At 64.8% G+C, this 21106-nt stretch carries 22 protein-coding genes; 8 read left to right on the top strand and 14 right to left on the bottom strand.

All coding sequences use genetic code 11. The features are described 5' to 3' along the window. The first annotated feature begins 41 nt into the window (after window positions 1-41). Entirely contained in the window at window positions 42-401 is a 360-nt protein-coding gene (locus FQ775_RS02155; protein ID WP_432420040.1) for a cytoplasmic protein, read from the top strand. Between the two features lie 86 nt (window positions 402-487). On the opposite strand, the gene FQ775_RS02150 is transcribed toward FQ775_RS02155, so the two are convergent. The 8 genes from FQ775_RS02150 to FQ775_RS02115 form a co-directional block, all read right to left on the bottom strand. Next, a complete protein-coding gene (locus tag FQ775_RS02150; RefSeq protein ID WP_146299739.1) occupies window positions 488-916 on the bottom strand; it encodes a Ros/MucR family transcriptional regulator in 429 nt (142 codons plus the stop codon). Window positions 917-1240: 324 nt separating this feature from the next. Beyond that, the gene (gene mnhG / locus FQ775_RS02145; protein ID WP_146299738.1) at window positions 1241-1597 is read right to left on the bottom strand and encodes a monovalent cation/H(+) antiporter subunit G; all 357 of its coding nucleotides are present in this window, start codon (window positions 1595-1597) and stop codon (window positions 1241-1243) included. Next, window positions 1594-1920, bottom strand: a complete 327-nt coding sequence (locus FQ775_RS02140; protein WP_146299737.1) for a cation:proton antiporter — start codon at window positions 1918-1920, stop codon at window positions 1594-1596. The genes mnhG and FQ775_RS02140 overlap by 4 nt, the downstream gene beginning before the upstream one ends. Then, window positions 1917-2390, bottom strand: a complete 474-nt coding sequence (locus FQ775_RS02135; protein WP_146299736.1) for a Na+/H+ antiporter subunit E — start codon at window positions 2388-2390, stop codon at window positions 1917-1919. The genes FQ775_RS02140 and FQ775_RS02135 overlap by 4 nt, the downstream gene beginning before the upstream one ends. Then, the gene (locus tag FQ775_RS02130) at window positions 2387-3952 is read right to left on the bottom strand and encodes a Na+/H+ antiporter subunit D (protein WP_146299735.1); all 1566 of its coding nucleotides are present in this window, start codon (window positions 3950-3952) and stop codon (window positions 2387-2389) included. Before FQ775_RS02130 ends, FQ775_RS02135 begins: the two co-directional genes overlap by 4 nt. A gap of 5 nt (window positions 3953-3957) precedes the next feature. Beyond that, entirely contained in the window at window positions 3958-4335 is a 378-nt protein-coding gene (locus tag FQ775_RS02125; protein ID WP_146299734.1) for a Na+/H+ antiporter subunit C, read from the bottom strand. Then, window positions 4335-4754 carry a Na+/H+ antiporter subunit B gene (locus FQ775_RS02120; RefSeq protein WP_146299733.1) on the bottom strand — a complete coding sequence of 140 codons (420 nt, stop codon included), beginning with the start codon at window positions 4752-4754 and terminating at the stop codon, window positions 4335-4337. The genes FQ775_RS02125 and FQ775_RS02120 overlap by 1 nt, the downstream gene beginning before the upstream one ends. Before the next feature lies 1 nt (window position 4755). Continuing rightward, window positions 4756-7101, bottom strand: coding sequence for a putative monovalent cation/H+ antiporter subunit A (locus FQ775_RS02115; RefSeq protein ID WP_146299732.1), 2346 nt, complete (start codon window positions 7099-7101; stop codon window positions 4756-4758). Between the two features lie 206 nt (window positions 7102-7307). On the opposite strand from FQ775_RS02115, the gene msrB reads away from it, so the two are divergent. Further along, entirely contained in the window at window positions 7308-7715 is a 408-nt protein-coding gene (msrB, locus tag FQ775_RS02110; RefSeq protein ID WP_246730246.1) for a peptide-methionine (R)-S-oxide reductase MsrB, read from the top strand. A 6-nt stretch (window positions 7716-7721) separates the two neighbouring features. On the opposite strand, the gene FQ775_RS02105 is transcribed toward msrB, so the two are convergent. Beyond that, window positions 7722-8093, bottom strand: a complete 372-nt coding sequence (locus FQ775_RS02105; protein ID WP_146299730.1) for an SH3 domain-containing protein — start codon at window positions 8091-8093, stop codon at window positions 7722-7724. A gap of 117 nt (window positions 8094-8210) precedes the next feature. Between FQ775_RS02105 and FQ775_RS02100 the strand changes: the two genes are divergently transcribed. Together FQ775_RS02100 and FQ775_RS02095 are read left to right on the top strand one after the other, a co-directional pair. Further along, complete coding sequence (locus FQ775_RS02100; protein WP_146299729.1) at window positions 8211-10310, top strand: S9 family peptidase; 2100 nt, start codon at window positions 8211-8213, stop codon at window positions 10308-10310. A gap of 85 nt (window positions 10311-10395) precedes the next feature. Next, window positions 10396-10716, top strand: coding sequence for a hypothetical protein (locus tag FQ775_RS02095; RefSeq protein ID WP_146299728.1), 321 nt, complete (start codon window positions 10396-10398; stop codon window positions 10714-10716). Between the two features lie 19 nt (window positions 10717-10735). On the opposite strand, the gene FQ775_RS02090 is transcribed toward FQ775_RS02095, so the two are convergent. From FQ775_RS02090 to FQ775_RS02075, 4 genes are all read right to left on the bottom strand, one after another. After that, complete coding sequence (locus FQ775_RS02090) at window positions 10736-11671, bottom strand: cytochrome c (RefSeq protein ID WP_146299727.1); 936 nt, start codon at window positions 11669-11671, stop codon at window positions 10736-10738. A 24-nt stretch (window positions 11672-11695) separates the two neighbouring features. Continuing rightward, complete coding sequence (locus FQ775_RS02085; RefSeq protein WP_146299726.1) at window positions 11696-12133, bottom strand: c-type cytochrome; 438 nt, start codon at window positions 12131-12133, stop codon at window positions 11696-11698. 180 nt (window positions 12134-12313) lie between these two features. Then, window positions 12314-12913 carry a superoxide dismutase gene (locus FQ775_RS02080; RefSeq protein ID WP_146299725.1) on the bottom strand — a complete coding sequence of 200 codons (600 nt, stop codon included), beginning with the start codon at window positions 12911-12913 and terminating at the stop codon, window positions 12314-12316. 95 nt (window positions 12914-13008) lie between these two features. Continuing rightward, on the bottom strand, window positions 13009-13884 hold the full coding sequence (locus FQ775_RS02075) for a branched-chain amino acid aminotransferase (protein WP_146299724.1): 876 nt from the start codon (window positions 13882-13884) through the stop codon (window positions 13009-13011). Window positions 13885-14033: 149 nt separating this feature from the next. Between FQ775_RS02075 and FQ775_RS02070 the strand changes: the two genes are divergently transcribed. After that, the gene (locus FQ775_RS02070) at window positions 14034-14687 is read left to right on the top strand and encodes a haloacid dehalogenase type II (protein WP_146299723.1); all 654 of its coding nucleotides are present in this window, start codon (window positions 14034-14036) and stop codon (window positions 14685-14687) included. Window positions 14688-14893: 206 nt separating this feature from the next. Continuing rightward, window positions 14894-15634, top strand: coding sequence for a L,D-transpeptidase (locus tag FQ775_RS02065; protein ID WP_146299722.1), 741 nt, complete (start codon window positions 14894-14896; stop codon window positions 15632-15634). A 21-nt stretch (window positions 15635-15655) separates the two neighbouring features. On the opposite strand, the gene FQ775_RS02060 is transcribed toward FQ775_RS02065, so the two are convergent. Continuing rightward, window positions 15656-17251, bottom strand: a complete 1596-nt coding sequence (locus tag FQ775_RS02060) for a helicase HerA-like C-terminal domain-containing protein (RefSeq protein ID WP_146299721.1) — start codon at window positions 17249-17251, stop codon at window positions 15656-15658. A 283-nt stretch (window positions 17252-17534) separates the two neighbouring features. Here FQ775_RS02060 and FQ775_RS02055 point away from each other — a divergent pair, with 283 nt between their 5' ends. Together FQ775_RS02055 and scpA are read left to right on the top strand one after the other, a co-directional pair. Next, window positions 17535-18974 (top strand): methylmalonyl-CoA mutase subunit beta, encoded by a 1440-nt coding sequence (locus FQ775_RS02055; protein ID WP_146299720.1) that lies wholly within the window; start codon window positions 17535-17537, stop codon window positions 18972-18974. After that, window positions 18971-21094, top strand: coding sequence for a methylmalonyl-CoA mutase (scpA, locus tag FQ775_RS02050; RefSeq protein WP_146299719.1), 2124 nt, complete (start codon window positions 18971-18973; stop codon window positions 21092-21094). The genes FQ775_RS02055 and scpA overlap by 4 nt, the downstream gene beginning before the upstream one ends. Window positions 21095-21106 lie beyond the last annotated feature (12 nt).

Below are 21106 nucleotides of genomic sequence, written 5' to 3'. Positions count from 1 at the left end.
AATTCGGTCCCCGCTTTGCAGCGCTTCGGCACAATCCGTGCATGACAGCGCACGATGCGGAAAAGGTGAAGCGGCGACTTGCCGGCGAGGCGCGCGGCTTCCTTCGCGACAAGGACGATGAAAGGCTTCGCGCTGCGACCATGGCCGCGCTCTTCCTGGCGGGCGGGATCGACATGGACCGCGTGCTGAACGGCTCCGACGAGGCGTGTCGAAACACGCTCGCGAAGCTGGACCGGCTGATCGAGCGCGAGCGGCTAAAGGGTCGGGCGAGGCACTGGAGCTACGACCTCAACCGCCACATCGCGCTGAAGCAGGCACGCGATGTCATCGCGGCGCGGATTGGCGCCACAATGACGAACGGCGCCCGAAGGCGCCGTCTGGCAAGGTTCAAGAAGGCGTAACTCGACCCGACACCATTCTGGCCAGAATGGCCGGCGACGCCCGGTCGCCTCGCCTCCGAGGAAGGTGCGGCCAGGCGGGAGCGGCCTCAGCGCGACTTGCGCTTGCGTCCCAGGCCCATCTTCTTGGCAAGCTGCGAACGGGCGGCGGCGTAGTTCGGCGCCACCATCGGGTAACCAGCATCCAGGCCCCACTTCTCGCGGTACTGGTCCGGCGTCAGACCGTAGTGGGTCATCAGGTGCCGCTTCAGCGACTTGAACTTCTTGCCGTCCTCAAGACAGATAATGTAGTCGTCGTGGATCGACTTCTTGGGATTGACCGCCGGCTTCGGCTTTTCAGCCGGCGCCTGTTCGGGCGAAGCGCCGACCCGGCCGAGAGCGGCATGAATATCCGCGATCAGGTTAGGCAGTTCAGCCGCCGGGACGGGATTGTTGCTTACATAAGCTGCGACCACGTCGGCGGTCAGCTCGATGAGATTGTCGTTGCTGCCGTTGGCAACATTGTCGGAAAGATCCATGTTCAACTTGGCCCCAGTTCAGGTTTTCGGTAACTCGCAGCGTTCTTGGGCGCTGCTAGGCACGCCTGCGATACCGCGTCAGAATACGATTCGCAATGTGACAGATAATCCATACAGAACATCTTGCAAGTCAAACTTTGTAATAAAGGCATAAGAATTACATAACCACCCATAGTTTTAGTACCCATAATTTTACGATTACAACCGGTGCGCGCCGATCACGAAATGCGCGCGCGGTCCGACGAAGGCCACGAGCAGCGCCACTGTCCATTGCCGGACGGCGCGAGGCGGCCGCGTGCGGCAACATCGCGCCAGCAACGCTCTCTATTCGTCGATCGGATCGGTTTCCTTCGGTGCCGGCATGTCGTCATGCACCGAGCCTTCCCAGAGCCGGTAGCCGGCACTGTAGGACGCCCGCGCCAGGAGATGCGCCGAGATCGGTGCCGTCAGCAGGAAGAACACGACGCCGGCAAGCGCGCGCGCGGCGACGGTGGCGTCGTCCGTGAAGATGCTGAGCGCGATCAGCATCACGCAGGCGCCCAGCGTGCCCGCCTTCGAGGCGGCGTGCGTCCTCGTATAGAAGTCGGGCAGCCGCACCAGCCCGACCGCCGCCACCAGGGCGAAGGCGGAGCCGATGATGATCAGCAGCCCGACGACGTAGTTGCCCAGATCCGGGATCATGTGCGCTGCTCCGATTTCGGCGGCGGCGTATCGCCCTCCTCGGGCACCTGACGGCTCATGACGAAGCGGGCGAAGGCGACCGTCGCCAGGAAGCCGACCAGCCCCAGGGCGATGGCGACATCGACATAGAGCGTGATGCCGGTCTTGATGCCGATGACGGCAATGAATCCGATCGCCACCGCGACCAGCATGTCGAGCGCGATGATGCGGTCGGGCAGCGTCGGGCCGCGCACCACGCGCAGAACGGTGACCAGGAAGGACAGGCTCAGCAGGCCGAGCGCGATGTTCTCGGCCAGGATCAGGAAGGATTGGCCCGTGCTCACCGGAACGCCTCCATGATCTTGCGCTCGAAGCCGTTGGCAATGTCGTAGCGCGTCTGGTCGGGATCCGAGCAGTCGATGGCGTGGACGTAGAGGAAGCGGCGGTCCTCCGACACGTCGACCGACAGCGTGCCCGGCGTGAGCGTGATCAGATTGGCCAGCAGCGTGATCTCGAAGTCGCGGTCGACCTTCAGCGGATAGGCGAAGATGCCGGGCTTCAGGTCCATGCGCGGCTGCAGCACGAGCACGGCCACCCGCCACGCCGAAAGCACAAGCTCATAGGCAAACAGGAACGCCAGCGCGAGCACGCGGCGGGCGCGCGCGAAATAGCCGAGCGAACCGACCTGCTCGCGGATCAGATAGAGCGCCGCCGCCCCGAACAGGAAACCGAGCAGGAAGTTCGGGAAGGTCGCCGAGCCGGTGATCGCCACCCAGGCGAGCGCAAGCAGGATGTTGTTCAGATAGAGGATCACGATCCGCCTCCCGCGGGGAACACCGCATCGAGATAGGGCGCCGGCGCGATCAGCCCGTCCGCCGCCGCCTGCGCCAGTTGCAGCACCGGTTCGGGATAAAGCCCGAGCACCAGCGCGGGAACCAGCAGCGCCACCAGCACCGCATAACCGCCTTCGAGCCTCGCCGACGGCCTCTCTTCCCGGCGCTTGTCGGTGAGTTCGCGCCAGAAGGCGAGCGCGAAGACGCGGCCGAGCGCGATCGTGGTCAGCAGGCCGCTCAGGAGGATGGCGAAGGCGAGCCACCAGGATTGCGCGTCGAGCGAGGCCTTGACCAGGATCACCTTCGGCCACAGGCCGGACAGCGGCGGCAGGCCGGCGGCGGCCAGCACCAGCACCAGCGCGATCGCCGCCAACAGCGGATGGTCGCGGTAAAGCCCGCTCACCTCATGCAGCGAGTAGCTGCCGCCGGCCTCGCGGATCAGCCCGGCCATCAGGTAGAGCGCGGTCATGACGAGGATAGAATGCACCGCGTAAAGCACCGTGCCGGCGACCCCGAGCGGAGTGCCGAGCGCCAGCCCGACAAACATGACGCCGATGCCCGATACCACCACGAAGCCGATGATGCGGCGAATGTCGGATTGTGCCAGCGCGCCCATGATCCCCAGGATCATCGTCGCCCCGGCGACCCAGGCGATCAGGTCCGACAGCACCACGCGCTCGAGCGGGAACAGCACCATCAAGGCACGCAGCAGGGCGTAGATGCCGACCTTGGTCAACAGCCCGCCAAACAGCGCCGAGGTCACGATCCGGGGCGTGTGATAGGAAGCCGGCAGCCAGAAATTCAGCGGAAACGCGGCCGCCTTCATGCCGAAGGCGAGCAGCAGCATGGTCGCGATCGTCATCAGCGGTCCGGTCTCGCGCATGCCGGCCACCTTGCGGGCGATGTCGGCCATGTTGAGCGTGCCGAGCGTGCCGTAGAGCGCGCCGGTGGCGATCAGGAACACCGTCGTCGCTACAAGGTTGAGCACGGCATATTTCGTCGCGCCGTCGATCTGTCGGCGTTCGGAACCCAGCACCAGCAGGCCGAAGGAGGAGATGACGAAGACCTCGAACCAGACGTAGAGGTTGAACAGGTCGCCGGTCAGGAAGGCGCCGTTGACGCCGGCCATCATCAGAAGCAGGAACGGGTAGAAGCCGTAACGCCGGCCGGTCGCGTCGATGTCGCGTATCGCGAAAAGCGCACCCACCAGCCCGACGAATGTGGCTGTCGCGGCAAAGGTCGCGCCCAGCGCGTCGGCGTTGAAGCTGATCCCGAACGGCGGTAGCCAGCGACCCATGGTCATCACCAGCGGCCCCTCCGCCACCACGCGCATGAGAAGGACCGCGGCGGCGAGGAAGGTCGCGGCCAGAAACGCGGTCGCCAGCCAGGCGTGCAGCCGCACCTGATGGCGCACCATGAGCAGGATCGCGCCGCCGGCGATCGGCAGCGCCACAGGGAGAATCACCGCCCAGTCGGCAAGCGCCGTCGGCGCGGTGATCATGGCCGCGTTGAGATCGACGCTATGGGTGCCGTTCGCAGCCATTCGGATCAGTACCCCAGCGGAGGCAGCCCTTCGCCCTTCGGCTCCGCGACCCGCATCTCGTCGGTGTCGTCGGTGCCGAGGTCCTGGTAGGCGCGATAGGCAAGCACCAGCAGGAAGGCGAAGAAGGAAAAGGAAATGACGATCGCCGTCAGGATCAGCGCCTGCGGCAGTGGATTGGCGACCGATTCGGGCGGCGTGTCGAAACCGGCCGGAATGATCGGCGGCACCTCGCGCAGGATGCGGCCCGCGGCAAAGATGGTCATGTTGACGGCATTGCCGAGCAAGACGATGCCGAGCAGCACGCGGATCGTGTGCTTCGACAGCATGAGATAGATGGCAACGCCGTAGAACAGGCCGACGACGACGGAGAGCGCGGTTTCCATCAGAGCCGCTCCCTTTCCTCGAGCGCCAGCGCCACCGAGGTGATCGAGCCGACGACGACGAAATAGACGCCGATGTCGAAGAACAACACCGTCGAAAGATCCAGCGTCACGCCCAGGAACGACGGCGACGTCCACAGCCCAGTCAGGAACGGCACGCCGAATCCGAGCGACACGAAGCCGGAGAGCGCGGCAAGGAACAGCCCGAAGCCGGAGAGCGCCATCGGATGGAAATAGAGCGCGCGGCGTACCGGCGAGACGCCGCAGGCGATGCCGTAGATGGCGAAGGCGGAGGCGGCGATCAGCCCGCCGATGAAGCCGCCGCCGGGCTCATTGTGCCCGCGCAGCAGAACGAACACCGAGAACAATACCATCAGGCTGGTCAGATAGGGTGCCGCGGTGCGGAAGATGACGGTGCGCATCTCAGCCCTCCTTTCCGTCAACCGGTGCGGCGCGCGGAACCCGGATGCGGATCAGGGCCAGGATCGCCAGGCCGGCGATCATCACCACCGAGATCTCGCCCAGCGTGTCGAGCCCACGGAAATCGACCAGGATGACGTTCACCACGTTGCGGCCATGCGCGATGACGTAGGAATAGGTGTTGAAGAATTCGGTCAGCCTATCGTCGAACGGCACCTGCGTGACCTTCAAGAGCAACACCCCGAAACCGAGCCCGCAGGCGCCGGCCACGCCGATGTCGATCAGCTTTTCATTGGTCGGCCGGTGGTCGCTCGGATGCAGCCGCAGCCGCGTCATGGCCAGCGCCAGGATGACGACCGACAGCGTCTCCACCATGAACTGCGTGAAGGACAGGTCCGGCGCGCCAAGCAGCATGAAGAGAAGAGCAACCGCGAAACCTTGAATGCCCAGCGACACGATCGCCGTCAGCCGGTCCTTTGCATAAACGACGGCCGCAAGGCCGATGACGGCGATCGCCAGCACCGTCCATTCGTAGAATGGCAGGTTGGGCATCTCAGGCCATACAGGCAGTTCGCCGAAGGCGATCATCGGCACCCACAGCGATAGCGCGATGGCGATGAAGGTGACCGTGACATAGACCTCCATGCGCCCGTTCTGGACCACGCCGGTGACCGACGACGACAGTTGCACGATGCCGCGGATCGCCTGATCGAACCCCTTGTCGGGGCCCCAGCCGATCGCCGTCAGCAGCGAGGCCATCATCGCCCTGCCCCGGTCGAGCATCAGATAGGCAACGACGCCCGCGGCAATAGTAGCGAGCGAAAGGAACAGCGGCAGGCCCACATGCGGGATCACGGAGATATGGACGTGGATCTCGGAGCCGGCGACCGCGCTGGCCATCGGACTTGAGAACAGGTGATGCGCCGCCTGCGACATCAGCGCCGCGACGCAACCGAGGACGGCCAGCACCAGTGGCCCAATCCACAAGAGCGGTGGCCCCTCATGCGCTTCCTTCGGCGTCGCGACCTTTTCTCCGGTGAAGGGCTTCAGCGCCACGGCGAAGCCGATGACGAACATCAGCGCATTGCCGGCGATCGCCACCAGCGTGAACAGACTGTGCCAGAGATCCTGGAAACGCAGCGCCGCGTAGATTTCCTCCTTGGCCAGGAAACCGAAGAAGGGCGGCAGGCCACCCATCGACAGCGCCGCCAGAAGCGCGGCGGCGAAGGTGATCGGCATGGCCGAGCGCAGGCCGCCGAGTTTGGTGACGTCGCGCGTGCCGCTTTCGTGGTCGATCGCGCCGGCGACCATGAACAGCGCGCCTTTGAACATCGAATGCGCGACCAGGTAGAGCACCGCGCCCTCGACGGCCTTTTCCGAGCCGAGGCCGGTCAGCATGACCAGAATGCCGAGTGAGGCGACCGTCGTGTAGGCGAGCATGAGCTTCAGGTCGGTCTGGCGCACCGCCAGAAGCGTGCCGACCATCAGCGTCGTGCCGCCGAAGATCGGCAGCACCGTCTCCCAGATGGCGGTGTCGCCAAAGGCGGGATTGAGCCGCATGACAAGATAGACCCCGGCCTTCACCATCGTCGCCGAATGCAGGTAGGCCGAGACCGGCGTCGGCGCCTCCATGGCGTTGGGAAGCCAGAAATGGAACGGGAACTGCGCCGACTTGGTGAAGGCACCGCCGAGCAACAGAACAAGTGCCGCCAGATAAAGCGGGCTGGCGCGCATCACATCACCCATCGCCAGCAGGCCCGATAGCTCCGTCGCCCCCGTCGCGATCCAGGTCACCAGCAGGCCGGCGAGCAGGGAAAGCCCGCCAAGGCCGGTGACGACAAGCGCCTGGATCGCGGCCCGCCGCGAGGCCTCGCGGCGATGGTCGAAGCCGATCAGCAGAAAGGAGGTGATCGACGTCAGTTCCCAGAACACGAAAAGCATCAGGAAGGAGTCGGAGACGACCAGCCCCTGCATTGCGCCCATGAACATCAGGATGAAGGAGAAGAATCGGCCGAGTTGCGGATGACCTTTCAGGTAGCCGCCCGAATATAGCACGATCAGCGTGCCGATGCCCGAGATCAGCAGCGCGAAAGTCAGCGAAAGCCCATCGAGAAACCAGGAAAAACGGACGTCGAGGCTCGGGATCCAGTCATAGCCGCCGCTGACCGGCATGCCTTCGGCGACCTGGCCTGTGAAGCCCAGAAAGTGAACGAAGATCAGCGCCGGCGCCAGCGCCAGAACCCAGGCGGCATTGTGCTTGAGCGCCCAGGTCAGGAAGGGCGCGGCCAGCGCGGCGAGGAACGGCAAGATCAGCGCCAGGAATGTCAGCGTCTGTGATCCGCTCGCCATTCAGAAGTCCCGTTGTCGCGCGGATTGCCGCGTCGTTCCTCAACCCTGTTCGGGCTGACATAGCGGCTCCATTTCCACCGGGCAAGGAAATGCGACCTTCGACCGCGCCTTGGCGCACAGGGAATTGTTCGCCGTGTTATCATCGGCGGCTGGATTCGGTGCGTTCAGTCACTAGATTTGTGGGGATTGCAGGTCGGGAGATCGCCGTGACGACGAAGAGCGGTTTGAAGGTTGAAAAGAGCGACAGCGAGTGGCGGGAGCAGCTGACGCCGGAGCAGTATCATGTCACCCGCAAGCATGGCACCGAGCGGGCCTTCACGGGCCCCTATTGGGACAGCAAGGACGTCGGGGAGTATGATTGCGTCTGCTGCGGCAAGCCACTGTTCCGCTCGGAAACCAAATTCGATTCAGGCACCGGCTGGCCGAGCTTTTACGCACCGATCGAGGAAGGCGCGGTCAGCGAGCACTCCGACCGCTCCTTCTTCATGAGGCGCACCGAGGTCCGCTGCGCGGATTGCGACGCCCATCTGGGCCACGTCTTCAATGATGGTCCGCAGCCGACCGGCCTGCGTTACTGCATGAACGGCACGGCGTTGGACTTCAAGAAGGACTGACTGCCTTCACAGCGGGCTGATATAGCGCCCGTAGACCCAACCGGTGACCCAGTCGCCGGTCTGGGTCGGGTCATGCCAGACCTCGCACCAGCGGTAGCGGACGGCCTGCGCTTGCTGCCAGGGTGACAGATGGGCGACGTCGTCGAGATCCAGGCCCTTGGTGCAGCGCCCGGTCATCTGTAGTGGCGTGCCATTGGGATAGGCGGCCTGCTTCTGCGAATAGTTGGCCGGGAACTTGCGCACGTTGAGCGTGTCGCCCCAAGGCACATTGTCGACCTGCCAGCCGAAGAAGGTCGATGCCTCGGCCTTGCCGGCGGCAGCGCCGACGGCCGACGAAAGCGCAAGGGCGACAGCAAGGTTCCTGATGAATCTGGTCATGTTGTCCTCCCGGAAAATCGAGATGTCGATTTGATTGCCCGGCCGGAATGACATAGCTGGCTTGAACGAACGCTGATGGCTGCGTTCATCCGACATTCAACAAGCCAGGTAGGACGCATGACAAAAACGGCCCGTTTCCCGAACGCCCAACCTCCGGCCACGGACAAGCGGCCTGTCGTCGACACCCATCACGGCGTGTCGCGCACCGACGAATATGCATGGCTGCGCGCGGAGAACTGGCAGCAGATGTTCCGCGACCCGTCGCTGCTTGCTGCCGACATCCGCGCTCATCTCGAAGCCGAGAACGCCTATCAGGCCGACATGATGGCCGACACCGAGGCGCTGCAGAAGACGCTGTTTGCCGAGATGCGCGGCCGCATCAAGGAAGATGATTCCTCGGTGCCGATGCAGGACGGCCCCTACGCCTACGGGACCTCGTTCAAGACCGGCGGCGAGCAGCCGCGCTTCTTCCGCACGCCACGCGACGGCGGCGCCGAGGACATCCTGCTGGACGGCGACGCCGAGGCCGATGGCCACGCCTATTTCCGCATCGGCGGCGCCGACCACGCGCCCGGCCACGACAAGCTGCTGTGGGGCTATGACGACAAGGGCTCGGAATTCTACAGCCTCAAGGTGCGCGACCTTGCCGGCCGCTCCGACCTTGCCGATATCGTGCCCGATACGGGCGGCGGCGGGGTCTGGAGTGCGGCGGGCGACGGCTTCTTCTACACCAGGCTCGACGAGAACCATCGCCCCTCCAAGGTGCTTTTCCACCGTCTCGGCGACGCGCCGGAGGCCGACCGTCTCGTCTACGAAGACCTCGACCCCGGCTTCTTCATGAATGTCGGCGGCACCCGCACCAATGACTGGGTGTTCATCGCCGTCAACGACCACGAAACCTCCGAATACCACGTGCTCCCCACCGGCGATCCAGACGCGGCGCCGAAGCTCGTGCGGGCGCGCGAGACCGGCGTTCAGTACGAGCTCGAGGAAGGCGGCGAGGAGTTCTTCATCCTGACCAATCTCGGTGACGCCAAGGATTTCCGCATCATGTCGGCGCCGGCCGCCGATCCGCGCGAGCAGAACTGGCGCGAGGTCGTGCCGCACGAGCCGGGCCGGCTCATCCTGTCGGTGATGGCCTTTGAACGCCATCTCGTCCGGCTGGAGCGCAAGGACGGCCTGCCGCGCATCGTCATCCGCGAGCGCGCCAGCGGTGACGAGCACATGATCGTCTTCGAGGAAGAAGCCTATTCGCTCGGCCTCGTCGGCTCGCTCGAATACGACACCGACATCATCCGCTTTTCCTATTCCTCGATGACCACGCCGGCGCAGGTGTTCGACTACGACATGGCGACCCGCGAACGCACGCTGCGCAAGACGCAGGAGGTTCCCTCCGGCCACGATCCGGACGCCTATGTCACGCGGCGGCTGATGGCGCCTTCTGATGACGGCGAACTGGTGCCGGTTTCGATCCTCTACCGGCGCGACACGCCGCTCGACGGCTCCGCGCCGTGCCTGCTCTACGGCTACGGCTCCTACGGCATCGCCATCCCGGCCTCTTTCAACACGAACTGCCTGTCGCTGGTCGACCGAGGTTTCGTCTACGCCATCGCCCATATCCGCGGCGGCAAGGACAAGGGTTTTGCCTGGTACGAGGACGGCAAGCGCCAACAGAAGGCCAACACCTTCAAGGATTTCATCGCCGCCGCCCGGCATCTCGTCGCCGAGGGTTTTACCGCCCACGACCGCATCGTCGCCCAGGGCGGCTCTGCCGGCGGCATGCTGATGGGTGCGGTCGCCAACATGGCGCCCGAGGCCTTCGGCGGCATCATCGCCGAGGTGCCGTTCGTCGACGTGCTCGCCACCATGCTCGATGAGACCCTGCCGCTGACGCCGCCGGAGTGGCCCGAATGGGGCAACCCGCTCGCGTCCGCCGAAGACTACGCCACCATCGCGGCCTATTCGCCCTACGACAATGTCGGCGCGCACGATTACCCGCCGATCCTCGCGGTCGCCGGTCTTACCGATCCGCGCGTGACCTACTGGGAGCCGGCGAAATGGGTGGCGCGGCTGCGCGAGCGCAAATCGGGCCACGACCCCGTGCTGTTTAGGATCAACATGGATGCCGGCCACGCCGGCGCCTCGGGCCGCTTCTCACGGCTGGAAGAGATCGCCTATTCCTATGCCTTCGCGCTCAAGGTCACCGGTCATTCCTGACAACGGACTTGGTTGCGCCGTATTCCGGATTAGGCTTGTCTGTCGAAGGACAGTAAACTTCAGGCATGTCCGGAGGAGATCCATCATGAATACACGCCGTCTTTTTGCAACTTGCGTTGCCTCGTCTGCTGCATTGCTCTTCATGCTTGCGGGAACGACCTGGGCCGGCGAGATCGTCCAGCGTCCCGGCGAGCGGCCGCGCGAGATGCCGAATGTCTGCAGCCAGCACCCGAGCGACAAATATTTCGGCTCCTTCCGCGGCATCGGCCAGAAGGGGCTTTTTCTCGACCAGATGATCTTCGAGGCCGGCTGCTTCCCGACCAAGAAGCGCTGTGACACCTGGCTTTACAACATCCGCTCCGACCACGGCGCCGGCGAACGAGCGGCTTCCTGCAAGCCGCGCTGAGCGGCGCGCGGCCGGCGGCTCACTGGCGCGCCGGATAGCCGTTGGGCCGCGCCGGCACAGCCTTGAGATAGGCCGCGATCGCCTCGCGATCTTCTGCCGGTAGCTTGGCCATGTTCTTCTGCACGGCGACCATGGCGCCACCGGCGGTGTCGAAATCGGGCGTGAAGCCCGATTCGAGATAATAGGCGATTTCGCCCGCCGACCAGCCGATGCCACCCTCGCCCGAGGTGATGTTGGGCACGATGCCGTCGCCTTCGGCGGCCACCGCGCCGGCCAGCCACTCGTCCTTCCTGAGCCCGCCGATGGCGTCGCGCGGGCTGTGGCACTCGCCGCAATGACCCGGCCCCTCCACGAGGTAGCGCCCGCGTGCCACCTCCTCCGGCGCATCGTCCGCCAGCGCCACCACCGGCGCGGGATCGAGATAGAGCATCTTCCACAGGCCGAGCCCGCGGCGAATGTTGAACGGAAAGCCGAGTTCGTGGCCGGGCGCCCTGCCCTCCACTTCCGGCAGAGTCTTGAGGAAGGCAAAAAGGTCAGCGACGTCGCCGGGCTCCATGCGCGCATAGGAGGTGAACGGAAACGCCGGGTAGTAGTGCCGGCCTTCCGGCGACACGCCGCGCATCATGGCATTGGCGAAATCGCCTACCGACCAGCCGCCAATGCCGTCCCTAACATGCGGCGAAATGTTGGGCGCGACAAAAGTCCCGAACGGCGTCTCGAGCCGCAGCCCGCCGGCCAGTTCCAGTACCGCGTCGCCTTCCGCCTTCGGGCGAGCGTGGCAGGAGGTGCAGCCGCCGGCCCAGAAGATGCGCTCGCCGCGCACGGCGTCGCCTGCCGGCAGCGCCGCGATCGTTTGCTGCGGCAGGCGATTCGGGCCGGTCAGGAACCAGAACAAAAGCCCGCCCGCCGCGCCGAAGACAACCAGCGCGAGGGCGAGCCTTCCAATCGTGGACATGCCTTTGTGGTTCAGCAGCAGGTCCTAGTTCTTCTTCATGCGATAGTCTTCGTGACAGCCGCCGCAATTCGGCCCGATCTTGCCGAGCGCGGCGCCGACGCCGGCCTGATCCATAGGCATCGACGCCACGACCTCGGCGACGTCGGCCTTCAGCTTGTCGGCCTTGGCCGTGAAGTCATCCATGTTTTCCCAGATCGCCGGGAGCGCGGCAGTCTCGCCTTCCATGCTGTCTTCGGGGAACAGCGCCGCGACGTCGATACTTTGCACGGCGGTGTTGAGCGCATTCAGGTTTTCTTCAACGACACCTTGGTCATAGGCGTTCTCGCCTTTTGCGATCGCGGCCAGGGGCCCGAGCGCCTTGCCCAGCGATTTCATCAGCGCCTGCCGGTCCTCGACGGGTCCGGCAAAGGCGGTCGAAGCGGTCAGCGCGAGCGCCGCAGCGGCCATGGTCAGCTTGTACATCAATGTCCTCCGGAGTCTGCTTTGGGGAAGAAAAATGAGGCTCCACAAGGGGATAATGGCCGAGATTCGGCTCACGCGTTTTCACGGTTCCGTGAGATAGTGTCTTCTCCCCGAGGACAGACTGTCAACGAAAAAGCCCCGGACGAACCGGGGCTTTCGCTGGCTCTGGTCAACGAGCCTTTAGCTCGCCTTTTCGTAGCACTCGAGCACGTAGTCCCAGTTGATGAGGCTGTCGACGAAAGCCTCGAGATATTTCGGACGCGCGTTGCGGTAGTCGATGTAATAGGAATGCTCCCAGACATCGACGCCGAGGATCGGCACGGCGCCGTGGACGAGCGGGTTCTCGCCGTTCGGCGTCTTCATGATCTCCAGCTTGCCGCCCTTGACGGCAACCCAGGCCCAGCCGGAGCCGAACTGCGTCACGCCGGCATTGATGAAATCGGCGCGGAACTTGTCGTAGCCGCCGAGATCGCTGTCGAAGGCCGTCTGCAGCTTGCCGGGCAGGCTCTTGCCGCCGCCATTGCCCTTCATCCACTTCCAGAAGTGCACATGGTTGTAATGCTGCGCGGCGTTGTTGAAGAGGCCGGCATTCTTGCCGTGCGACTGCTTGACGACGTCCTCCAGCGACAGACCGTCCATGCCGGCCTCGGCGGCCAGCTTGTTGCCGTTGTCGACATAGGCCTTGTGGTGCTTGTCGTGATGGTACTCAAGCGTTTCCTTCGACATGTAGGGCTGAAGCGCCTCGTAGTCATACGGCAGGTCGGGCAGTTCAAAAGCCATGGCTCAATTCTCCTTCTCGAACAAAATCGTGTTCCGCTGTTCAGCTAGGCGCCGGCCGCGGCAGCCGCAAGGACCGACGATGGCTTCATGCCATCCTACGCCGCCAGCGAGTGGGCCCAGTCCCAATAAAGGTCGCGCGCCTTCTTGGCCATCGGGCCCGGCTGCAACTGGCGGTCCTCGACCTGGATAACGGGGACCACCTTGGAATGGTTGCCGGTCGAAAACACCTCGTCGGCATTCAGGAAATCGGCGACCGACAGCGTCTTCTCGGTGACCTTGATGCCAGCCTCCGCCAACAGGCCGATCGTGCGCGAACGCGTGATCCCGGAAAGAAAGGTGCCATTGGCCACCGGGGTGAAGACTTCGCCGTCCTTGGCCAGGAAAATATTCGACGTTCCGGTCTCGGCGACGTTGCCGAGCATGTCCAGCACCAGCGCGTTGTCGAAGCCGCGCGACTTTGCCTCGATGATGGCGCGGCCGTTATTCGGATAGAGACAGCCCGCCTTGGCGTTGGTCGGCATGGTCTCGATCGTCGGGCGGCGGAACGGCGACACGGTCACCGAGAAGCCCGACGGCGCGATCATCGGCGCCTCGTAGAGGCAAAGGCAGAAGCGGGTCGAGGACGGCTCGGCCGGCACGCCCATATAGCCGCCATGCTCGGCCCAGTACATCGGACGGATATAGACCGCCGTTTTGCCGTCAAACTTCTTCAGCCCGTCGAGCGTCAGACCGGCGATCTCTTCGGCCGTCTTGGTCGGCTTCAGTCCGAGCGCGGTCGCCGATGCGTTCACCCGCTCGCTGTGACGATCGAGGTCCGGCGCCACGCCGTCAAACCAGCGCGCCCCGTCAAAGACGCTGCTGCCCAGCCACATGGCATGGCTACGGGGACCGATCAGGGCGACGTTGCCCTCGTGCCAGTCACCGTCAACATAGGTCCAAGTCTGCGACTGCGCGCTCGTATCAACCGCCATGAGCCGATCGTCCTCCAGTTCGGGGCCTATGGATAGTCTTTCACGGCGGCGCGTCAATCGCATTCGCCCGCAAACCGCTTGCGCCAGCGCGCCCTTGACCCCATAGCCCGCATCGGATCAAGTCTCGGCCAGAGCGGAAACGGATGGTCATGCGCCACACAGCCTTTGTCTTTGATGCCTATGGCACTTTGTTCGACGTACACGCCGCTGTGCGCCGTCACGCCGAGGCGGTCGGGCCCGACGGACAACAGCTTTCCGAAATATGGCGCGCCAAGCAGCTCGAATATTCCTGGGTGCGCACCATGATGGGCGCTTTCCAGGACTTTTGGCAGTTGACCGAACAGGCGCTCGACCATGCGTTCGAGAAGGTGCCGTCCGCCAACCGGTCAGCCAGACAGGATCTGCTCGACGCCTACTGGCGACTCGACTGCTATCCGGAGGTGCCTGCCGTCCTCAAGGCCTTGAAGGCGGATGGCGCCCGGCTGGCGATCCTGTCCAACGGCTCGCGCGCCATGCTCGAAGCGGCGGTGAAGTCGGCCGCGCTCGATCCGCTTCTGGACGACGTCTTTTCCGTCGACGACATCGGCCGCTTCAAGACCGATCCGCAGGTCTACGACATGGTGACCACGGCCTGGCGCCTTTATCCAGACGCGGTCTCCTTCCAGTCGTCCAACCGCTGGGACATCGCCGGGGCGACCAAGTTCGGCTTCCGCACGGTCTGGATCAACCGCGCCAACCAGCCCGACGAATACCGGGATTTCTCACCGGCGCTCATCCTGCCGTCGCTGGAGGGGCTCTCCTAACCCGCACAGTTTGGCGGGGCTCGTCCGATTCTTGCCGCCACCAGCCCTCGGCGTTGCAGAGCTGCAACAGGTGGTGCGCGATCACAACAGCGCCTCCCTTTGTTCACCCCGCCGCCTCAATTGACGCCCCATATCCCGCTCGCGGGAGGAACGTTCGGCGCGCCGGACGTTGAATCGTTTCTAGTGGCTTGCATCTAAGAGGTATCATGTCCGGCAATTATCATCCGCCTGCCAACAGGCTATCGCGTCGCTCGCTTCTGGTCGGCGTCGGAACCGGTCTGGCGTCCGCTGCACTGGCTTCCTGCACCACGACCGCCAGCGTGCCCCGCTCGGACGAACCGGGACGACCCAAGCTCGGCGTCGACTCCGCCTTCGGCAGCTATGCCGAGATGTATGGGCCGGTGGTCGACGAGGGCTACGAGTTGCCGGCGATCCCGCTCGACAAGATGGATCGGCGTTATCTTCGCCGTCTCGTGCCCGATCCCACCGGCGAGCGGCCGGGAACCGTCGTCGTCGATACCTCCGCGCATCACCTTTACCTCGTGCGCGAGGGCGGCGAGGCGATCCGCTACGGCGTCGGCCTCGGCCGCGCCGGCTTCGAATGGTCCGGCCGTGCGATCATCCAGTGGAAGCGCAAATGGCCGACATGGACGCCGCCGGCCGAGATGATCAAGCGCCAGCCGGAACTGGAAAAATACAGTGCCGAGAATGGCGGCATGGCGCCCGGGCTGGACAACCCGCTTGGCTCGCGCGCGCTCTACATTTTTCAGGACGGTGTCGACACGCTCTACCGCGTGCATGGTTCGCCAGAGTGGTGGACGATCGGCAAGTCGGTGTCGTCAGGCTGCGTGCGCATGATGAATCAGGACGTGATGGACCTTTACGACCGGGTGCCCAACCGCACCCCGATCCTGGTCACCTCGGGCCTGGGCGCGGTCGTTTCCTGACCGCCGCCCGCGGCCGGGCCGTCAACGCCCCTTCTTCAGGCTGCCCAAGATACCGCGCACGATGGCGCGCCCGACCTGCGTCCCGACCGACCGCACGACCGACTTGATCGCCGCTTCGGCGACGCCTTGCCGGTTCGATGAGCGTCGCCGCGTCGTGGTGGTCCTGCTGCGTGTAGACGTCCGGCGGCTGCTCCTGCGATCGTCGTCATCATCGTCGTCGAAGTCGGGCAAGGTCCATCGGCCGCGACGGCCACTGTCCCCGTGATCGTCCTCCTCCTCGCGCCGCGCCGCTTCCTCTTCCGCCTTGGCCGCCGCTGCGGCCTTCTTCTGCAGCATCTCGAAGGCCGATTCGCGATCGACGTTCTCGTCGTATTGACCGGCGACCGGGCTGATCGCCATCACCTCCTTGCGTTCGCCATCGTCGATCGGCCCCAGCCGTGAAGCCGGCGGCCGGATCAGCGTCCGCTGCACCATCGACGGGATACCCTTGGCTTCCAGCGTCGAGACCAGCGCCTCGCCCACGCCCAGCTGGGTGATCGCCTCGGCACAGTCGAAGTCGGGATTGGGCCGGAAGGTTTCGGCTGCCGTCTTCACCGCCTTCTGTTCCCGCGGCGTATACGCGCGCAGGGCATGCTGGATGCGATGGCCGAGCTGGGAGAGAACCGTGTCCGGCACGTCCAGCGGGTTCTGGGTGACGAAATAGACGCCGACGCCCTTCGACCGGATCAGCCGCACCACCTGCTCGACCCGGTCGACCAGCGCTTTCGGAGCCTCATCGAACAGGAGATGCGCCTCGTCGAAGAAAAAGACCAGGCGCGGGCGGTCGGGATCGCCCACCTCGGGCAGTTCCTCGAACAGTTCCGACATCAGCCACAGCAGGAACGTCGAATAGAGCCGCGGGTTCATCATCAGCTTGTCGGCGGCGAGGACGTTGATCGCGCCGCGTCCGTCGCGCGTGGTGCGCATCAGGTCGGCGATCTTGAGTGCCGGTTCGCCGAAGAAATGGTTGCCGCCCTGCTGCTCCAGCACCAGCAGCGAGCGCTGGATGGCGCCGACCGAGGCCTTGCTGACATTACCGTAGGTGCGGCCGATCTCGTCGGCGCGCTCGGCAATGTCGGCCAGCATCGCCTGCAGGTCCTTCATGTCGAGAAGTGCCATGCCCTCCTCGTCGGCTATGCGGAAGGCGATGTTCATGACGCCTTCCTGTGCGTCGGAGAGGTTCATCAGCCGCGACAATAGCAGCGGCCCCATCTCCGCAACGGTGGTCCGTACTGGGTGACCCTTCTCTCCGAACAGATCCCAGAAGATCACCGGGAATTCCTGGAACTCGTACGGGTCGAGCTTGATGGTCTCCGCGCGCTTCAGGAGAAAATCCTTCGCCTCGCCCATGACGGCGATGCCCGAAAGGTCGCCCTTGACGTCAGCGCAGAAGACCGGGACGCCGGCATTGGAGAAGCCTTCAGCCAGGATCTGCAGGGTCACGGTCTTTCCGGTGCCGGTCGCCCCGGTCACCAGGCCGTGCCGGTTGGCATATTTCAGCAGCAACTGCTCGGATGACTGGTAGCTGTCGTCCGGCTTGCGGCTCGCGCCGATGAAGAGGCTCTCGTCCTGCGCCATATGGGTCCCTCGTCGCAAATTGTCGCGACAGGCCATGGCGCCAGCCGCGTCCACCTGACGTATAGACATGCGCGCCGCCGGCCACAACTTCCCGGACGTTTGTCGAAAGTGCGGTTGCCGAGCCTGCCGTCCGACTGTATCGGAAGCTGCAAGGCAGCCGGGCCGGTGATGCGAAAAGGTCGCACTGTTCCACCGCTGCGCGGCCGGCCGGCCGGATTTGTTGCCGGGTCCATGCCTGACCTCTAGGCTGGACCTTGTTGTGGGGGAACTCGACCCGACTGCCATGGACCACAAACTGATCAGCGACATCTCCTTTCCGCCGGTCGACGAAGCCGCTTGGCGAGCGCTCGCGGAAAAGGCGCTCAAGGGGGCATCGTTCGACGAAGCCCTCGTCTCGAGCACCGATGACGGCATCAAGATCGAGCCGCTCTACCCCCGCTCCGTCCACCCGTTGCCGTCGGGAAGGATCGACACCTCCGCGCCGTGGCGGATCATGCAACGCGTCGACGATCCCGACCCGGCGCGCGCCAACCGGCAGGCGATCGAGGACATCGAGGGCGGCGCCACCGGCCTTTCGCTGGTCTTTGAAGGCGCTCCCAACGCCTTTGGTTACGGCCTGCCCTGCACGAGCGAGGCCTTCGACCGCGCGCTGGACAACGTGCCGCTCAATCGTCTCGCCCTGCGCATCGACGCGCATCCGATGAGCCGCACCTCGATCGACTGGCTGGTGGCCTCGCTGACCGCCAAACAGGCCGATCCGGCCCGCCTGCAACTCGCATTCGGCATCGATCCCGCCGCCATCTTCGCCGGCACCGGGCGGCTGCGCATGTCGATCGAGGCGCTCGAGGCCTCGATGCCGCAATCGCTGGCGCATTTCTTCGCTCTTGGCGTCCCGGGCGTGCTCCTGGAAGCCGACGGCAGGGTCAGCCACAATGGCGGCTCCAGCGAAGCCCAGGAACTGGGCATCATGCTGGCCTCCGCGGTTTCGCACCTGCGCATGTTCGAGAAGGCGCGCCAGCCACTGGTCTACGCCGCGCCGCATGTCGGCTTCGCCACGTCGGCCGACCAGAACCAGTTCGTCACCATCGCCAAGCTCAGGGCACTGCGGCGGCTCTGGGCGCGCGCCCAGGAAGTGTGCGGCATCGAGCCGTCGCCCGCCACCATCCATGCCGAAACCTCATGGCGAATGATGACGGCCAAGGACCCGGAGACCAATATCCTGCGCTCCACCATCGCCGTCTTCGCCGCCGCCGTCGGGGGTGCAGACTCGATTTCGGTACTTCCGCACGCGTTGACCCACGGCCTTCCGGAGGGCTTTGCCCGTCGCGTTGCCCGCAACACGCAGTTGGTGCTGGCGGAGGAAAGCGGCATCGGTTTCGTGGCCGACCCGGTAGCCGGTGCCGGCGGCACCGCCGCGCTCACCGAGGCGCTCTGCGAGGCCGCCTGGGAGGAGTTCCAGCGCATCGAACAGGAGGGCGGGGCGCTGAAGTCGCTGGCAGCCGGCCGCGTCCAGGAACGGGTGCGAGCGACGGCCGAGAAACGCGTCGCGAGCTACCGGGACGGATCTCGCGAAATCGTCGGCACCACGCTCTACCCGGCGGCGAGCGAAAGGGAGATTCAAGTGCTGGAAGCCGAAGTCAGGCCGCTGCCGACCGACGGCACGATCCATTGCGAGCCCCTTGCACCGACGCGCCTCGACGAATTGCTCGGAAGGCAGGCATGATCCCGGATTTTTCCACGATACCCTGGCAAAAACCCGCGCCTTTCGCGGTCAAGGACGACAGTATCGCGTTGGAGACGCCGGAGGGAATCGCTGTCTACAAGGTCTATGGGGAAGACGACCTTGCCGGCCTCAGCCATCTCGACACCTATCCCGGCGCCCCGCCCTTCGTTCGCGGGCCTTACCCGACCATGTATGTCCAGCAGCCCTGGACGATCCGTCAATATGCGGGGTTTTCGACAGCGGAAGAGTCGAACGCCTTCTACCGGCGCAACCTCGCCGCCGGCCAGAAGGGCCTTTCGGTCGCCTTCGATCTCGCCACCCACCGCGGTTACGACAGCGACCATCCGCGCGTCGCCGGCGATGTCGGCATGGCCGGGGTTGCGATCGATTCCATCCTCGACATGCGCCAGCTGTTCGACGGCATTCCGCTCGACGAGATGACAGTATCGATGACCATGAACGGTGCGGTTCTACCAATCATGGCGCTCTACATCGTGGCGGCAGAAGAACAGGGCGTCTCCGAGGAAGCACTGGCCGGGACCATCCAGAACGACATCCTCAAGGAGTTCATGGTCCGCAACACCTATATCTACCCGCCGAAGCCGTCGATGCGGATCATCTCCGACATCTTTTCCTACACGGCGCAGAAGATGCCGAAGTTCAATTCGATCTCGATCTCCGGCTATCACATCCAGGAGGCCGGAGCGACGGTCGACCTGGAGCTTGCCTACACGATCGCCGACGGCATCGAATATGCCCGCGCCGGCATCGCCGCCGGGCTCGACATCGACCAGTTCGCACCGCGACTCTCCTTCTTCTGGAACGCCGGCATGAACTTCTTCATGGAGGTCGCCAAGCAGCGTGCCGGACGGCTCCTGTGGGCGTCGCTGATGCAGAAGAACTTTGCGCCCAAGAGCCAGAAATCGCTGGCGCTCCGCGCTCACACCCAGACGTCGGGGTGGTCGCTGACCGCACAGGATCCCTACAACAACATCGTGCGCACGATGATCGAGGCGATGGCGGCGACCCAGGGCGGCACGCAGTCGCTGCACACCAACGCCTTCGACGAGGCGCTGGCGCTGCCGACCGACCATTCGGCCCGTATCGCCCGCAATACGCAGATCATCCTGCAGACGGAGTCCGGCACAACCCGAACCATCGACCCCTGGGGCGGTTCGGCCTTCGTCGAAAAGCTTACGCACGACCTTGCCGCACGCGCGCTCGACCACATCGAGGAGGTGGAGAGCCTTGGCGGCATGGCGGCGGCGATCGAGAAGGGCATCCCCAAGATGCGCATCGAGGAGGCGGCCGCGCGCACCCAGGCGCGCATCGATTCCGGCCGCCAGACGATGGTCGGCGTCAACGCGTTCCGCCCGGCCGAAGAGATGGACGTCGATGTGCTCAAGGTCGACAACGCCCAGGTGCGCGCACGCCAGCTTTCCAAGCTGCAGGAGTTGAAAGGTACTCGCGACGTCGGTGCCGTGGAGAGCGCGCTGACCGCGCTGACCGAAGCGGCCAGCGGCGGCGGCAATCTCCTTGAGTTCGCTGTCAAGGCGGCCCGCGCCAAGGCCACGGTCGGCGAGATTTCACTGGCGCTGGAGAAAGTCTTCGGTCGCCACGTCGCCTCGGTGCAGACGATCAGCGGTGTCTACCGCAAGGAGATCGGCGACAGTCCCGCCGTCGACCGGGTGCAGCAAAAGGTCGAGGCCTATCGCGAGAAGGCCGGTGCCGCACCACGCATCCTGGTCGCCAAGATGGGCCAGGATGGCCATGATCGCGGTCAGAAGGTGATCGCCACCGCGTTCGCCGATCTCGGTTTCGACGTCACGGTGGGCGCCATGTTCCAGACGCCCGACGAGATTGCCAGGCTGGCGGTCGAGCATGACGTCCAGATCGTCGGCGCCTCCTCACTGGCCGCCGGCCATTTGACGCTGGTGCCGGAACTTGCCGAGGCGCTCGGGAAGCTCGGCCGCGACGACATCATGATTGTTGCCGGCGGTGTGATCCCGCCAGACGATTTCGACGCCGTGCTGAAGGCTGGCGCGACCGCCATCTTCCCACCCGGTACGGTCATTCCGGAAGCAGCGGAAGAGCTGGTCGACAGGCTTCTGGAGCGATAGGAGCGCGTTTCA

The organism is Nitratireductor mangrovi (assembly GCF_007922615.2).
Lineage (GTDB): Bacteria > Pseudomonadota > Alphaproteobacteria > Rhizobiales > Rhizobiaceae > Mangrovimarina > Mangrovimarina mangrovi.
The sequence above is the reverse complement of the archived record's forward strand: the minus strand, read 5'-3'. Positions and strand labels throughout refer to the sequence as shown.

Excerpts from the sequence above, each read along its gene's own strand:
- FQ775_RS02155 (WP_432420040.1), top strand. The coding sequence starts at position 42 with ATGACAGCGCACGATGCGGAAAAGGTGAAGCGGCGACTTGCCGGCGAG.
- FQ775_RS02150 (WP_146299739.1), bottom strand. The coding sequence starts at position 916 with ATGGATCTTTCCGACAATGTTGCCAACGGCAGCAACGACAATCTCATC.
- mnhG (WP_146299738.1), bottom strand. The coding sequence starts at position 1,597 with ATGATCCCGGATCTGGGCAACTACGTCGTCGGGCTGCTGATCATCATC.
- FQ775_RS02130 (WP_146299735.1), bottom strand. The coding sequence starts at position 3,952 with ATGGCTGCGAACGGCACCCATAGCGTCGATCTCAACGCGGCCATGATC.
- FQ775_RS02125 (WP_146299734.1), bottom strand. The coding sequence starts at position 4,335 with ATGGAAACCGCGCTCTCCGTCGTCGTCGGCCTGTTCTACGGCGTTGCC.
- FQ775_RS02120 (WP_146299733.1), bottom strand. The coding sequence starts at position 4,754 with ATGCGCACCGTCATCTTCCGCACCGCGGCACCCTATCTGACCAGCCTG.
- FQ775_RS02115 (WP_146299732.1), bottom strand. The coding sequence starts at position 7,101 with ATGGCGAGCGGATCACAGACGCTGACATTCCTGGCGCTGATCTTGCCG.
- FQ775_RS02105 (WP_146299730.1), bottom strand. The coding sequence starts at position 8,093 with ATGACCAGATTCATCAGGAACCTTGCTGTCGCCCTTGCGCTTTCGTCG.
- FQ775_RS02100 (WP_146299729.1), top strand. The coding sequence starts at position 8,211 with ATGACAAAAACGGCCCGTTTCCCGAACGCCCAACCTCCGGCCACGGAC.
- FQ775_RS02095 (WP_146299728.1), top strand. The coding sequence starts at position 10,396 with ATGAATACACGCCGTCTTTTTGCAACTTGCGTTGCCTCGTCTGCTGCA.
- FQ775_RS02090 (WP_146299727.1), bottom strand. The coding sequence starts at position 11,671 with ATGTCCACGATTGGAAGGCTCGCCCTCGCGCTGGTTGTCTTCGGCGCG.
- FQ775_RS02085 (WP_146299726.1), bottom strand. The coding sequence starts at position 12,133 with ATGTACAAGCTGACCATGGCCGCTGCGGCGCTCGCGCTGACCGCTTCG.
- FQ775_RS02080 (WP_146299725.1), bottom strand. The coding sequence starts at position 12,913 with ATGGCTTTTGAACTGCCCGACCTGCCGTATGACTACGAGGCGCTTCAG.
- FQ775_RS02075 (WP_146299724.1), bottom strand. The coding sequence starts at position 13,884 with ATGGCGGTTGATACGAGCGCGCAGTCGCAGACTTGGACCTATGTTGAC.
- FQ775_RS02070 (WP_146299723.1), top strand. The coding sequence starts at position 14,034 with ATGCGCCACACAGCCTTTGTCTTTGATGCCTATGGCACTTTGTTCGAC.
- FQ775_RS02065 (WP_146299722.1), top strand. The coding sequence starts at position 14,894 with ATGTCCGGCAATTATCATCCGCCTGCCAACAGGCTATCGCGTCGCTCG.
- FQ775_RS02060 (WP_146299721.1), bottom strand. The coding sequence starts at position 17,251 with ATGGCGCAGGACGAGAGCCTCTTCATCGGCGCGAGCCGCAAGCCGGAC.
- FQ775_RS02055 (WP_146299720.1), top strand. The coding sequence starts at position 17,535 with ATGGACCACAAACTGATCAGCGACATCTCCTTTCCGCCGGTCGACGAA.
- scpA (WP_146299719.1), top strand. The coding sequence starts at position 18,971 with ATGATCCCGGATTTTTCCACGATACCCTGGCAAAAACCCGCGCCTTTC.